General features: G+C 68.5%; 10 protein-coding genes and 1 riboswitch. Of the genes, 7 read left to right on the top strand and 3 right to left on the bottom strand.

Going from position 1 to position 13278, the window contains the following annotated elements; genetic code table 11:
* Positions 1 to 14: 14 nt before the first annotated feature.
* Positions 15 to 563 (bottom strand): bifunctional adenosylcobinamide kinase/adenosylcobinamide-phosphate guanylyltransferase, encoded by a 549-nt coding sequence (gene cobU / locus AC1PQG_RS24710; protein WP_481120370.1) that lies wholly within the window; start codon positions 561 to 563, stop codon positions 15 to 17.
* Between the two features lie 103 nt (positions 564 to 666).
* Positions 667 to 915: riboswitch (cobalamin riboswitch) on the top strand.
* 132 nt (positions 916 to 1047) lie between these two features.
* On the opposite strand from cobU, the gene AC1PQG_RS24705 reads away from it, so the two are divergent.
* The 6 genes from AC1PQG_RS24705 to AC1PQG_RS24680 all read left to right on the top strand — a co-directional run bounded on the left by AC1PQG_RS24705 (position 1048) and on the right by AC1PQG_RS24680 (position 7929).
* Complete coding sequence (locus tag AC1PQG_RS24705) at positions 1048 to 2859, top strand: TonB-dependent receptor domain-containing protein (RefSeq protein ID WP_481120369.1); 1812 nt, start codon at positions 1048 to 1050, stop codon at positions 2857 to 2859.
* A 62-nt stretch (positions 2860 to 2921) separates the two neighbouring features.
* Positions 2922 to 3905, top strand: a complete 984-nt coding sequence (locus tag AC1PQG_RS24700) for a FecCD family ABC transporter permease (protein ID WP_481123059.1) — start codon at positions 2922 to 2924, stop codon at positions 3903 to 3905.
* On the top strand, positions 3902 to 4684 hold the full coding sequence (locus tag AC1PQG_RS24695; RefSeq protein WP_481120368.1) for an ABC transporter ATP-binding protein: 783 nt from the start codon (positions 3902 to 3904) through the stop codon (positions 4682 to 4684). Before AC1PQG_RS24700 ends, AC1PQG_RS24695 begins: the two co-directional genes overlap by 4 nt.
* 138 nt (positions 4685 to 4822) lie before the next feature.
* Entirely contained in the window at positions 4823 to 5446 is a 624-nt protein-coding gene (cobO, locus tag AC1PQG_RS24690) for a cob(I)yrinic acid a,c-diamide adenosyltransferase (RefSeq protein ID WP_374486194.1), read from the top strand.
* Between the two features lie 87 nt (positions 5447 to 5533).
* The gene (locus AC1PQG_RS24685; protein ID WP_481120367.1) at positions 5534 to 6487 is read left to right on the top strand and encodes a D-2-hydroxyacid dehydrogenase; all 954 of its coding nucleotides are present in this window, start codon (positions 5534 to 5536) and stop codon (positions 6485 to 6487) included.
* 23 nt (positions 6488 to 6510) lie between these two features.
* Complete coding sequence (locus tag AC1PQG_RS24680; protein ID WP_481120366.1) at positions 6511 to 7929, top strand: DHA2 family efflux MFS transporter permease subunit; 1419 nt, start codon at positions 6511 to 6513, stop codon at positions 7927 to 7929.
* A gap of 33 nt (positions 7930 to 7962) precedes the next feature.
* Here AC1PQG_RS24680 and AC1PQG_RS24675 read toward each other — a convergent pair whose 3' ends face one another.
* Both AC1PQG_RS24675 and AC1PQG_RS24670 read right to left on the bottom strand, forming a co-directional pair.
* Entirely contained in the window at positions 7963 to 11316 is a 3354-nt protein-coding gene (locus AC1PQG_RS24675; RefSeq protein WP_481120365.1) for an SNF2-related protein, read from the bottom strand.
* A 62-nt stretch (positions 11317 to 11378) separates the two neighbouring features.
* The gene (locus AC1PQG_RS24670; RefSeq protein WP_481120364.1) at positions 11379 to 12191 is read right to left on the bottom strand and encodes an SIR2 family NAD-dependent protein deacylase; all 813 of its coding nucleotides are present in this window, start codon (positions 12189 to 12191) and stop codon (positions 11379 to 11381) included.
* 141 nt (positions 12192 to 12332) lie between these two features.
* On the opposite strand from AC1PQG_RS24670, the gene AC1PQG_RS24665 reads away from it, so the two are divergent.
* Entirely contained in the window at positions 12333 to 13151 is an 819-nt protein-coding gene (locus AC1PQG_RS24665; RefSeq protein ID WP_481120363.1) for a class II glutamine amidotransferase, read from the top strand.
* Positions 13152 to 13278 lie beyond the last annotated feature (127 nt).

Here is a 13278-nt window from a genome sequence, read left to right as displayed (position 1 = left end):
TTACCACCCGCCCTTCAGGCCCCCTTGAGGACCAGCGGCAGGCCCGCGGCGACGAAAGTCACCCGCCCGCACAGGGCCGCCACAGCCTGGTTGAGACGCCCGGCCTCGTCGCGGAACAGGCGGCCCAGCGGACTCTCCGGCACCAGGCCGAGACCCACCTCATTGGCGACGAAGATCACTTTCCCCGGCAATTGCGGAATCAGTTCGAGCAACGCCGCACGCTCGCGGGCGAAGGCCGGCAGCAGCTCGGCACCGGCGGCCGGCGGCAGGTTCTCGGCCCCGTCGAGCAGGTTGGCCAGCCACAGGGTCAGGCAATCGACGACCACGCAGCGCTCCGGCGTCGCCGTCGCCTGCAGTGCCGCCGCCAGCGCGCGGGGCGCTTCGACGACATTCCAGCCTGCCGGCCGGTCGGCCTGGTGACGGGCGATGCGCACGCACATTTCCTCGTCCAGCGCCTCGGCGGTAACGATCACATACACAGCCAGGCCGCTCGCCGCGGCGGCCTGTTCGGCGTGGCGGCTCTTGCCGGAACGGGCGCCGCCCAGGATCAATTCGGATGACATAAGAGGGCTCCAGCAGATTGACGCTCACGTCAACCCAATTCGGGAAGTGACTGATTTTGGTGCTATTATCGCAGCCGTTGTCGCCACAGGGCCGAGTCGGCCCGGCGATACGCGTGCTCCAGGTGCTCCAGCGGCCGTCCAGGCCAGGAGTTAAACGGGAAACAGGTGCGCGTGCTTCCACACGGAAGCCGCAAGGCCTGTGCTGCCCCCGCAACGGTAAGGAAGCGCAAGGCGCATCACATAGCCACTGGGCCTTACGGGCCTGGGAAGGCGATGCGTCCTGTCCGGTCGGCATTGTGCCGCACCGGCTCGGCTTGCGAGCCCGGATACCGGCCTCGATCACACAACAGCGGAAGTGCCACGGGGTGGTGGCAACGCGCGCGGCCGTGATCCTGTCCGGCCTTCTGCGGTACCTCCCCTGCGCTTCCACACGCAATCCACCCGAGTCGGCGGGGACGCCACCGGGTCCGGGAGAACCTGACAGATGATCATCCGCCTTTCCACCGCCGCCCTCGCGGTCGCTTCCGTGTTTCCCAGCCTGGCGCAGGCCGCAACCGAGCAGCCCACCGTCGTCGTCACCGCCACCCGCCAGGCCCAGCGCGCCGACGAGTCGCTGGCTGACGTGACCGTCATCGGGCGCGAGCAGATCGAACGCGCCGGCTCGACCTTCTCCCTGCCCGAACTGCTGGCCCGCCAGCCCGGCATCCAGATGGCGTCCAGCGGCGGCCCCGGCAAAGCCACCGACATCTTCATCCGCGGCGCCAGCCCGCGCCAGACCCTGCTGGTCGTCGACGGCATGCGCCTCGGCTCGACGACCCTCGGCTCGCCGAGCTGGCAGGACATCCCGCTATCGCAGATCGAGCGCATCGAAATCGTCCGCGGCCCGGCTTCCGCGCTGTACGGCGCCGACGCCATCGGCGGCGTGATCCAGATCTTCACGCGCAAGGGCGAAGGCGCGCCGAAGGCCGACGCCTTCGTCGGCGTCGGCAGCTACGGCACCCGCGAAACCTCGGCCGGCGTGTCCGGCGGCACCGACAAGCTGTCGTACTCGGTGCGCGGCGGCTATGCCGAGAACGACGGTTTCAGCGCCATCTACAGCAAGACCAAGCAGCCTTACTACTACAACCCGGACAAGGATCCGTACCGCAACAGCAACTTCTCGGCCAAGCTGGGCTATAGCGTGGCGGACGGCCATGAAGTGGGCGCTTCGATCCTCTACGCCACCAGTCGCAACCATTACGACTCGGGCCTCGGCTTCGACAACTACAGCAACAACATCCAGAACGCCTGGAACCTGTTCAGCCGCAATCGCCTCACGGACATCTGGACCAGCACCGTGCGCTTCGGCCAGTCGGTGGACGACTCGAAGGACTTTGCGTCCTACGCCCCCAGCGGCGCGTCGATCAAGACCACCCAGCAGCAGTTCATGTGGCAGAACGACATCCGCCTGCCGGTCGGCACCCTGCTCGCCGCCTACGAGAACCTGCACCAGAAGGCCGTCAACCAGGACACCTTCGACGTCAGCCGCTCGATCAACTCGGCACTGCTCGGGTGGACCGCCGGCTTTGGCCCGCACAAGGTCCAGCTCAATGCCCGCCACGACGACAACAGCCAGTTCGGCGGCAAGACCACCGGCTACGCCGGCTACGGCTACCAGATCCTGCCGACCCTGCGCGTGCAGGGCAGCATCGGCAACGCCTTCCGCGCGCCGACCTTCAATGAGCTGTATTACCCCGGCTACGGCAACGCCAACCTGAGGCCGGAAAGCGCCTACAACAAGGAAGTCGGCCTGCTGTGGGAGCAGCACGGGCACAGCGTCAGCGCCACCTACTTCCGCAACCGCATCAGCAACCTGATAGTCAACGACCAGAACTTCATCCCGCAGAACGTCGGCAGTGCCCGCCTGGAAGGCATCAGCCTGGGCTACGGCGGCCAGCTCGCCGGCTTCGACATCGTCGCCAACATCGACTTCCTCGATCCGAAGGACCTGGACACCGGCACGCGCCTGCAGCGCCGCGCCAACAAGACCGGCAATCTGGCGATCAGCCGCAGCTTCGCGGCCCTCACCGTGGGCGCCGAATGGCAGGGTTCCAGCGGCCGCTACGACCGTACCAACGAGGTCAACCCGATGGGCGGCTACGGGCTGGTGAACGCCTTCGCCAAGTACGCGCTGACCAAGGAGCTGGGCCTCGAAGCACGGGCCAACAACATCCTCGACAAGCAGTACGAAACCGCCTGGGGCTTCAAGACGGCCGGCGCCAACGTCTTCTTCGGCGTACGCTACGCACCGAAATAAGCCCCATGCACGGAGGGACCATGGCCGACGGGCACACCGCCGCCCGACATCAACCGGTGAGCATGCGCCACATGCGCCTGCGCGCCCGGCTGGTCATCGCCGGCCTGATGACGGCGGCGCTGGTGGCCTTCGCCTGGTCCCTGTCGGCCGGCGCCATGCCAGTGTCCTGGCACGATCTGCTGGCAGCACTGGGCAGCGGTGAAAGCAGCATGGAGGCGGACATCGTCCGCCAGCTACGCCTGCCCCGCGCCATCGCCGCCTTCGCCTGCGGCGGCCTGCTGGCCCTGGCCGGTGCGCTGATGCAGGTGCTGCTGCGCAACCCGTTGGCCGACCCCTACGTGCTGGGCATTTCCGGTGGGGCAGCGGTTGGCGCGCTGGGCACGATCCTGGCCGGAGCGACGGCCGGGTGGATCGACACCGGCGCCTTCATCGGTGCCCTCGGCGCCACGCTGCTGGTCTTCGGCCTCGCCCATGGCGACGGTTCATGGACGCAGACCCGCCTCCTGCTCACCGGCGTCATCGTCGCCGCCGGCTGCGGCGCCGCGGTGGCACTCATGTTGAGCCTGGCCCCCGAAGGCCGCGTCAAGGGCATGCTGTTCTGGTTGATGGGCGACGCCAGCAGCGCGACCCGCCCATGGCCGGCACTGGCCCTGCTGGGCATCGGTCTGTTGGCCGCCCTGCCCTTCGCCCGCGAACTCAACTTGCTGGCCCGCGGCGAGATCACCGCCCGCGCCCTCGGCATCCAGGTCGGCCGCCTGCGCATGCTGGTTTACGGCCTCGGCGCACTGCTCACCGCGGTGGCGGTGACCACCGTCGGTTCGGTGGGCTTCGTCGGCCTGATCGTGCCGCATCTGGTCCGCCTGGCCATCGGCAATGACCAGCGCCTGCTGCTGCCCGCCGCCACGCTGGCCGGCGGCGTGCTGCTGTGCGCCGCGGACACCGCCGCACGCACCGTGGTCGCGCCGATCCAGCTACCGGTCGGCGTGCTCACCGCGCTGATCGGCGTGCCGGTCTTCCTGTTCCTGCTGGCCAGGCATCCACGATGAAGATGGACGTGCGCCCGCCAGTCCTCGCCGCCGAGCGCCTCACCGTGAAGGTAGGCCACCGCGACGTGGTGCGCGCACTGGATTTCACGCTGCAGCCCGGCGACACCCTGGTGATCCTCGGCCGCAACGGCGCCGGCAAGACCACCCTGCTGCACACCCTGGCCGGCCTGCGCGCTGCCGCCGCCGGCACCGTGCTGCTGTCCGGCCAGCCTTACGCCGCCTGGCCTCGTGGCCACGAGGCCTGCCTGCGCGGCCTGCTGGCCCAGAGCCAGCCGGATTTCTTCAGCGCGACAGTGCTCGAAACCGCCCTCGTCGGCCGCCACCCTTACCTCGGCCGGTGGGACTGGGAAGGGCCGGAAGACGAGGCGATCGCCCTCACCGCGCTAGCCAGCATGGGCCTCGACAGCTTTGCCGAACGCCAGGTGCCCACGCTGTCCGGCGGCGAGCGCCAGCGCCTCGCCATCGCCACCCTGCTGGTCCAGCGGCCGCGCCTGTACCTGCTCGACGAACCGCTGGCCCACCTGGACCTGCACCATGAAGTCGCGGTGCTGGACCACTTCCGCACCCTGGCTTCCGCCGGCGCCGGTGTGGCGATGGTCCTCCACGACATCAACCTGACCGCCCGCTATGCCAGCCACGTGCTGCTGCTCGACGGCGCAGGTGGCCATATCTTCGGCCCGGTCGCCGAGGTGCTCACCGCCGAGCGCCTGTCGGCGGCCTTCGGCCATCCGCTGCGGGCCGTCGCCGACGGTACGGCAACGCTGTTCGTCCCAGCCTGACAGCCACTGGACACCGTCCAGACCTGCACACTGCCTGTTGTACCTGTGGGGCAAACTCATTTTCCCCACAAGAAATCCACAGGAAACTCACAAGAAAACCACAAGAACCCAAACCCCAACGAGCCCACAAACACCACCATGACCGACCACAACACCTCCTCCGACACCGAACGCGACGCCCGCCACAAGACCCGCATGGAACGCAAGAAGGCCGTCGTCGACGCGGCCATTGCCGCCGCCACCGACCAGCGCGGCGTTCTCCTGGTGAACACCGGTAACGGCAAGGGCAAGTCCAGCGCCGCCTTCGGCGTGCTGGCGCGGGCCCTCGGCCACGGCCTCAAAGCCGGCGTGGTGCAGTTCGTGAAGGGCCGCTCCGACACCGGCGAGGAAGCCTTCTTCCGCCGCCAGCCGGAAGTGAGTTGGCACGTGATGGGCGACGGCTTCACTTGGGACACCCAGGACCGCAGCGCCGACATCGCCAGCGCCAAGGCCGGCTGGGAACAGGCACGAGCCTTCCTGCGCGATCCGGAGATCGGCCTGGTGGTACTCGACGAGCTCAACATCGTCCTCAAGTACGCCTACCTGGATGTGAACGAGGTGATCGCCGATCTGCAGGCCCGCCCCGCCATGCAGCACGTCATCGTCACCGGCCGCGGCGCGCCGGAAGCACTGATCGCGGCAGCCGACACGGTCACCGACATGGGCGTCGTCAAGCACGCCTTCAAGGCCGGCATCGCCGCCCAGGCCGGCCTGGAGTTCTGAGCCCCGGCTGCGGTAAACCCCGGTTCTGCCGGCCGGGCCGGGCACGGTAAGCTTGATTCCTTATTTCAGCTTCCCGCCCCGACCGCCATGCATCGCATCGTTTACCTGGAATCCGGCGCGCTGATCGCCGACATCCGCCGCCCCGCCTTCGCCCACGAGTGGACCGAATACGAGGCCACCGCCCAGCATGAGGTGGCGGAGCACCTGGCCGGCGCGACCATCGCGATCGTCAACAAGCGCCTGCTCACCGCCGACATCATCGCCGGCCTGCCGGACCTGCAGATGGTGGCCATCGCCGCCACCGGCTACAACAACGTGGACCTGGAAGCCTGCCGGGCCCGCGGCATCGCCGTCGCCAACGTGCGCGGCTACGCCCGCGAGACGGTACCCGAGCACGTGCTGGCGCTGATGCTGGCCCTGTCCCGCCAGCTGGCGCCCTACCACCAGTCGGTGGCCGCCGGGCGCTGGCAGAAGAGCGAGCAGTTCTGCTACTTCGACTATCCGATCCGCGACCTGTCGGGGCAGATCCTCGGCCTCCTCGGCAGCGGCACCCTCGGCCAGGGCGTCGCGCGCCTCGCCGAGGCCTTCGGCATGCGGGTGATCCGCGGCGAACACAAGGGCGCGGCGACGTTGCGCGACGGCTACGTGGCCTTCGAGCAGCTGATCCGCGAAGCCGACGTGATCAGCCTGCACTGCCCCCTCAACGATTCCACGCGCCACCTGATCGGCGCCGCCGAACTCGCCGCGATGAAGCCCACCGCGCTGCTGATCAACACCGCCCGCGGCGGCCTGGTGGACGAAGCCGCGCTGGCGAACGCGCTGCGCGCCCGGCAGATCGGTGGCGCCGGCTTCGACGTGCTGACCGAGGAACCGCCCACCGACAACCCGCTGCTGGCCGCCGACCTGCTCGCCGCCGGCAACTTCATCCTGACGCCCCACGTGGCGTGGTCCAGCCGCGAAGCCATGCAAACGCTGGCCGACCAGCTGACCGGCAACATCGAGGCCTTCGCCGCCGGCGAAGCAGTGAACCGACTGGTGTAAGAACCCACGAGCGGGACGCACCCATGCCCCTGTTGCCCCGCGCCGCCCCGTTCGATGCCCACAGCCAGCGTTTCGGCGAAGGGTACAAGTGGATCGTGTTGTCCATCATCGGCATCGGCACCGTGTCCGGCGTGCTGTGCACGTCCAGCTTCAACGTGGCGGTGCCGGCGCTGACGCGCCATTTCGGGCTCGGCCAGGACCAGGTCCAATGGGCGATGACCGGCTTCATGACGGCGATGACCGTCGCCATGCTGCCCACCTCGTGGCTGATCGACCGCATCGGCTTTCGCCGCGTCTTCATGCTGGCCCTGGCGATCCTCGCGCTGGCCAGCGTGGCCGGCTTCTTTGCGCCCAGCTTCACGCTGGTGGTGGCTGCACGCATCCTGCAGGGCGCCGCCGCCGGCGTGCTGCAGCCGATGGGGGTGCTGGCGCTGATGCGCCTGTTCCCGGCCGAATCCCGTGGGCAGGCGTCGGGCATCCTCACCGTCGGCATCGCCCTCACGCCGGCCGTCGCGCCGGCCCTCGGCGGCATGCTGCTCGACCGTTTCGGCTGGGAGGCGATCTTCCTGCTCGGCGTGCCCTTCGGCGTGGTGGCCTGGGTGGCCGCCATCTACCTGCTACCGGAGCCGCGCCAGCTCGTCGCGCGCCCCTTCGACTGGCCCGGCCTGGGCTGGCTGACCCTCGCCACACTGGCACTGATCGAGGGCGTGTCGAGCCTCCACCATAGCGGCCCATGGTCGCCGTGGACCCTCGGCCAGGCGGGGCTGGCCCTCGCCGCGACGATCCTCTTCGTGCGCCACGCCCGGCAGCATCCGGAACCCCTCGTCGAACTCGGGCTGTTCGCCGACCGCAGCTTCACGATGGGCAGCCTGGTGTCCTTCTCCTACGGCTTCGGCCTCTACGCATCCACCTATCTGGTGCCGGTGTTCCTGCAGAAGGCCCTATCCTACGGCGCCGGCGGTGCCGGCATGGCCCTGGTACCAGCCGGCATCGCGCTGATCCTCACGCTACCGGTGGCGGGGCGGCTGGCCGACCGCATCTCGCCCAAGTGGCTCACCGTTGCCGGGCTGCTGGCCTTCGGCCTGTCCCTGGTGATCTTCGCGGTGGAGGCCGGACACATCTCCTATACCGAGATCATCGTCGCCACGGTGATCGGGCGCATCGGCCTGGGGCTGATCCTGCCGGCCCTCAACCTCGCCACGCTGCATCACCTGGAACCCCACCAGCTCGGCCAGTTGACAGTCGTCATCAGCTACGCCCGGCAGTTGGGTGGCGTGCTGGGGGTGGCCATCGTGGCGGTCTTCGTCGAATGGCGCGAGGTGGTCTATGGCACCGCGGCGCCGGGCATCTTCAGCGCCTACGCGCAGGGCTACATGCTGCTGACGGCGGTCTTCGCCCTCGCCGTGGTGGCGGCGAGCCTGATGCGCGCCGCGCGGCGCTGAATCCGGCCCGGCCGCAGCCCGGGCCGACGGCGCTCAGGCCTTCTTCGGCCGGCCGCGCTTCTTCGGTTCGGCGTCGCCCTTTGCCTCGGGCAGCGGCGCCAGCAGCGCGCGGATGTCGTCCTCGCCGAACTTGACGCTGCCCTCGTGGTCCTCGGCGAGGATACCGGCGGCCAGTTCGGCCTTCTTCTCCTGCAGGCCGAGGATCTTCTCCTCGATGGAGCCGGCCACCACCAGCTTGTAGACAAACACCGCCTTCGTCTGGCCGAGGCGGTGGGCGCGGTCGGTGGCCTGGTTTTCCACCGCGGGGTTCCACCACGGGTCGTAGTGGATCACCGTGTCGGCGGCGGTCAGGTTGAGGCCGACGCCGCCGGCTTTCAGGCTGATCAGGAAGACCGGCACGTCGCCATCCTGGAACTGGCGGACCGGGGTTTCCCGGTCCACGGTGTCGCCGGTCAGCGCCACGTGACGGATGCGCCGCTCGTCCAGCTCGGCGGCGATCAGCGCCAGCATGCCGGTGAACTGGGAGAACAGCAGCACCTTGCGGCCCTCGTCCACCAGCTCCGGCAGCATGTCCATCAGCAGGTCCAGCTTGGCCCGCTCCTTTACCTTGGCAGCGGCATCGGTCTTCAGCAGGCGTGGGTCGCAGCACACCTGGCGCAGCTTGAGCAGCGCGTCGAGGATGACGATCTGGCTGCGCGCGAAGCCGCGGGCGGCGATCTCGTCGCGCACGCGCTGGTCCATCGTCGCCCGTACGGTTTCGTAGAGGTCGCGCTGGCGGCCATCGAGCTCGACGCTGCGTACCACGATGGTCTTCGGCGGCAGCTCCTTGGCCACCTCTTCCTTGCGGCGACGCAGGATGAAGGGCGCGATGCGCTTGGCCAGCAGGTCGCGGCGCACCGTGTCGCCGTATTTCTCGACCGGTGTGCGCCAGCGGGCGGTGAAGTCCTTCACGTCGCCGAGGAAGCCCGGCAGCAGGAAGTCGAACTGGCTCCACAGCTCGCCGAGATGGTTTTCCAGCGGCGTGCCGGTGAGGCACAGGCGATGCTCGGCGCGCAGCGTGCGCACCACCTGGGCGGCCTGGCTGGCGGCGTTCTTCACCGTCTGGGCCTCATCGAGGATCAGCGAGTGGTATTCATGGGCGGCGAGCTGTTCCCGGTCGCGCCACAGCAGCGGGTAGGTGGTCAGGCACACATCCGCGTCGGGAATCTTCGCAAAGGCCTCGGCGCGGCCGCTACCGCGCAAGCTCAGCACCTTGAGGTCCGGCGCGTAACGCTCCGCCTCCCGCTGCCAGTTGAAGACCAGCGAGGTCGGCAGCACCACCAGCGCCGGCTTGGCGAGGCGCCGGCCGCGCTTTTCGACAAGCAGGTGGGCCAGGGTCTGAGCGGTCTTGCCGAGGCCCATGTCGTCGGCCAGGATGCCGCCGAGGCCGTGGCGGCGCAGGTGCTGCAGCCAGGACAGGCCCTCCAGTTGGTAGGGGCGCAGCTCGAGGGCGAAGCCCTTCGGCGCGGCCACCGGCTTGATGGCACCGGCGCCGCGAATGCGCTCGATCCAGCGCTCCAGGCCTTCCAGCCCCTGGGCCCGCCAGCCGTCGCCGAGCACGTCCGCCAGGCGCGGCGCATCGAAGCGCGACACGCGGATGCTGCCGGACGGGTTGTCGAAGAGGTCCACCAGCGTGCGGGCAATCGGCTTGACCCGCTCGGCAGCCAACGCCACCCGGTCGCCGTCCTCGAGCTGGACGATCACCTGGCTGTCGTCGGGGATGCGTTCGATCAGCTTGGGGTCGAGCCAGCGCGCATCCTGCTTGAAGACCGCGTGCAGCATCGGCGCCAGGTCCACGCGGCGGCCTTCCACCTCGACGCCGAGGGACACGTCGAACCAGCCATCGTCGCTTTCCTCGATCTCCACGTGCCAGTCGCTGGCGACCAGCAGGCGGTGGCGGAAATCCCGCGGGCACTCGATGTGCCAGCCGGCCTCGCGCAGCGCCGGCGCCACGAGGGAGAAGAAATGGCTCCAGTGGGCTTCGCTTTCCAGCCCGTACAGGCCTTCGGTCGGGATGCCCTGGCTGATCAGCCAGCCGCGCTTGAGGGGTAGGAACCCGGCCGCCAGGAAGGCCTGCCAGGCGGCCTGCTCGGCCTCCGGATCGCGCTTCACGCGCACCGCGCGGCCGTCCTGCAGGGTCGCCACGTCGTGGGTCGAACCGGGCTCCAGGCGGGCTTCACCATAGGCAAAGGCGGGGCTCGCCACGTCGTATTCGCTGCCGCTGAAATCGGCCTCATAGCCGCGGTGACGGCGCCAGCTCCAGCAATAGATGCTGGCCAGGCTCAGCACCGGCCGGCACGCGGCGTCCACCAGCGGCAGCTCGACACTCTTGTTGCCCTGCGGCGACGGCAGTGACGGCGCGAGTTCGGCCAGCGCGCTGGCCACCACGGGCAATTCCACCGCCGACAGAGCCGGCAGGCTCAGCAACTCGGCGATCACCGGCGCGTTCTCCACCTGGATGCGGCCCGCCTCGCCGCGGCTGCTGTCGATGTAGGCCAGCGGCTCGGTACGCAGCACCAGCGTGGCGGCCGGGTCGGCGGCCACACGGGCCTTGACGCCGTTTTCACCAGGCACCCATTCCAGCGTGGCCGGCCGCAGCGCGCCGCCGCGCAGCGGCTGGGCATGGCCGCGGCCATCCATTTCCAGGTAAGCCCGGCCGGTGGCCACCGCCGCTTCCAGCACGGCCAGGCCCGGCGCACCTTCGAGCAGCGGCCAGCCGTAGCCGCCACCGAGCCGGTTGGACTCGCGCAGCAGTCGGAAGATGTGCAGATCCTCGTCGCGCACGAAGGCCGGCGGGCGCAGCAGGGCCTGTTCGTAGTTGGTCCATTCGCTGGCCGAACCGGTCAGCTCGCCATCGGCCCCGGTGCGGGCCTTGACCAGGCTGAACTCCAGGCTGTCGTTGCCCAGCTGGCGGATGATGCGGCACAGGTAGAAGATGCTGTCCCGCGGCGTGGAAGCCTTGCGCACCTTCGCAGCCTTGTCCACCCGCTCGCGTAGCGTACGCACCCAGGCCAGCACTTCGGCACGCGGCTTGTCCACCAGTTTGCCGGGCCGGCGCGCGGCGAGGATCAGCGCCGCGGCGTGCTTGCAGCGGCTACCCACCGGGCAGGTGCAGCGGGTGTTCAGTTCGATGGAGCTTTCACCGAAGAACTCGCGCCGTTCGATGCGCACGCTGACCCGGTAGGGCACCGGCTCGGTGCCTTGCACCAGGGCCTGCAGCTGGTTGCCGGCCGCCTCGATGTTGCGCACGCGGCCGATATAGCCGCGGGCACGGGTCAGCGCATTGGCGGTAAATAATTCACTGAGGAGAGTGTCGTCGAGCTGGGCGAGAAGACGGGCGAGATCCATGCCGGCAGTTTCTGGCGGGCGAAAGGCGGAATTCTAGGCGCACTCGCCGCCTCCGCGAAGCCTCAGCCGCGGGCATCGCGGCCGGTGTCGAGGGAAAAGCCCGCCGCATCGAGCAGCGCCGGCAACGCTTCGGCGGCACGCAGGCACAGGCGGAAATCCACCCTTTCGCTGAGCGGGGTATGGCCCGGGTTGATCTCGATGGTCGGAATACCGCTCTCGATCGCCCACATCACGGGTCCGGCGATATACGGAAAAGCGCTGCCGGTACCGACCGAGACGACCAGCTCCGGCCCTGCGGCGAGCACGCTCTCGAAGCGGTGCACGGCCTGGTCGGGCAAGGCTTCGCCAAACAGCACCACGTCGGGGCGCAGGATACCGCCGCAATACGGACACTCGGGAGGAATCGTCAGACCCGCATAGTTGTCCACATGGCGGCCACGCCCGCAGTCGATGCAGCGCAGGCGGCGCAGCGTGCCGTGCATCTCGATGACGTCGCGGGAGCCAGCCTCCAGGTGGAAGCCGTCTACGTTCTGGGTCAGCACCGTCACGCCATCGCGCAGTGCTTCCAGGCGGGCGATGGCGTAATGGCCGGCATTGGGATGGGCGCCACGGCAGCTGGCCTCGATCTGCGACAGGAAGCGCCAGGTGATGTCTGGCCGCCGGGCGAACATCTCGCCGGACAGGGCCTGTTCGATCGGCAGACCGATGTCGGTGTGGGCGTCTTCGTAGAGGCCACCGACGCCACGATAGGTCGGCAGGCCGGAATCGGCCGACAAGCCGGCACCGGTGATGAACAGAATGCGCTCTGCGGTAGCAAAAAGGCGACCTGCGGCCTCGATTTGGGCAGCGTAGTCGGCTAGGGTATGGTCTGTCATGCTGAATCCCTGACACTTGGCGACGGGAACAGCCCGCCGGCCGCCATGTTGCGGCGCGTGCCGCCGAAAGGCAAATGCCATTTAGCATAAGGCCCCGAACGATCGGCGAATCGGGGGCCATCGAGGAGGATCGGAACGACCATGTGCCAGCTACTGGGAATGAACTGCAACACGCCCACCGACATCTGCTTCTCGTTCGCCGGTTTCCAGGCCCGCGGCGGGCTGACCGATGTGCACGGCGACGGCTGGGGCATCGCCTTCTTCGAGGGCCGCGGTGTGCGCGTCTTCCTCGATCCCAAGGCCAGCAGCACGTCGCCGGTGGCCGAACTGGTGCGCCATTATCCGATCCACTCCCTCAACGTCATCGCCCACATCCGCAAGGCCACCCAAGGCGTGGTGACGCTGGAGAACACCCATCCGTTCCAGCGTGAGCTGTGGGGGCGCTACTGGGTGTTCGCCCACAACGGCAATCTCAACGGCTTCGATCCCGAACTGCGCGGCTATTTCCAGCCGGTCGGGCAGACCGATTCGGAACGCGCTTTCTGCTACCTGATGGAAGCCCTGCGCCGCCAGTTTCCGGATGGTGAGCCGTCGCGAGAAGAACTGTTCGCGGTGGTGCGCCGCATTGCCGCAGAAGTCGGCAGCCATGGGGAATTCAATTTCCTGCTGTCCAACGGCACTTGCCTGTTCGCCCACTGCGCCTCGCGCCTCACCTACATCGTGCGCAAGGCTCCATTCGACCAGGCCCACCTGAAGGACCAGGACATCACGGTAGATTTCCGCGAACTGACCTCGCCCGGCGACCGGGTTGCGGTGGTTGCCACCACGCCGCTCACCGACAATGAAAAATGGATGCCGATCGAGCCGGGCAGCCTGCTGCTGTTCGTCGATGGCGCACCGGTGGACGCGGGCCCTGCAAACACATGTGCCTTCATTCGGCAGGAGCCTGCAGCGCACTGAAGATTAGTGTCAGAATGAGCGGACATTGCATTTGCATGCGGAAGACGGACCGCACCCAACCGCAGAGCGGCAATCCGACCGGATCACCATCGTTCATCACAACCTGACCGCAGTTCATCATCGCCAT

This window comes from Zoogloea sp. GDB6, from assembly GCF_056724105.1.
The sequence above is the reverse complement of the archived record's forward strand: the minus strand, read 5'-3'. Positions and strand labels throughout refer to the sequence as shown.

Excerpts from the sequence above, each read along its gene's own strand:
- cobU (WP_481120370.1), bottom strand. The coding sequence starts at position 563 with ATGTCATCCGAATTGATCCTGGGCGGCGCCCGTTCCGGCAAGAGCCGC.
- AC1PQG_RS24705 (WP_481120369.1), top strand. The coding sequence starts at position 1,048 with ATGATCATCCGCCTTTCCACCGCCGCCCTCGCGGTCGCTTCCGTGTTT.
- AC1PQG_RS24700 (WP_481123059.1), top strand. The coding sequence starts at position 2,922 with ATGCGCCACATGCGCCTGCGCGCCCGGCTGGTCATCGCCGGCCTGATG.
- AC1PQG_RS24695 (WP_481120368.1), top strand. The coding sequence starts at position 3,902 with ATGAAGATGGACGTGCGCCCGCCAGTCCTCGCCGCCGAGCGCCTCACC.
- cobO (WP_374486194.1), top strand. The coding sequence starts at position 4,823 with ATGACCGACCACAACACCTCCTCCGACACCGAACGCGACGCCCGCCAC.
- AC1PQG_RS24685 (WP_481120367.1), top strand. The coding sequence starts at position 5,534 with ATGCATCGCATCGTTTACCTGGAATCCGGCGCGCTGATCGCCGACATC.
- AC1PQG_RS24680 (WP_481120366.1), top strand. The coding sequence starts at position 6,511 with ATGCCCCTGTTGCCCCGCGCCGCCCCGTTCGATGCCCACAGCCAGCGT.
- AC1PQG_RS24675 (WP_481120365.1), bottom strand. The coding sequence starts at position 11,316 with ATGGATCTCGCCCGTCTTCTCGCCCAGCTCGACGACACTCTCCTCAGT.
- AC1PQG_RS24670 (WP_481120364.1), bottom strand. The coding sequence starts at position 12,191 with ATGACAGACCATACCCTAGCCGACTACGCTGCCCAAATCGAGGCCGCA.
- AC1PQG_RS24665 (WP_481120363.1), top strand. The coding sequence starts at position 12,333 with ATGTGCCAGCTACTGGGAATGAACTGCAACACGCCCACCGACATCTGC.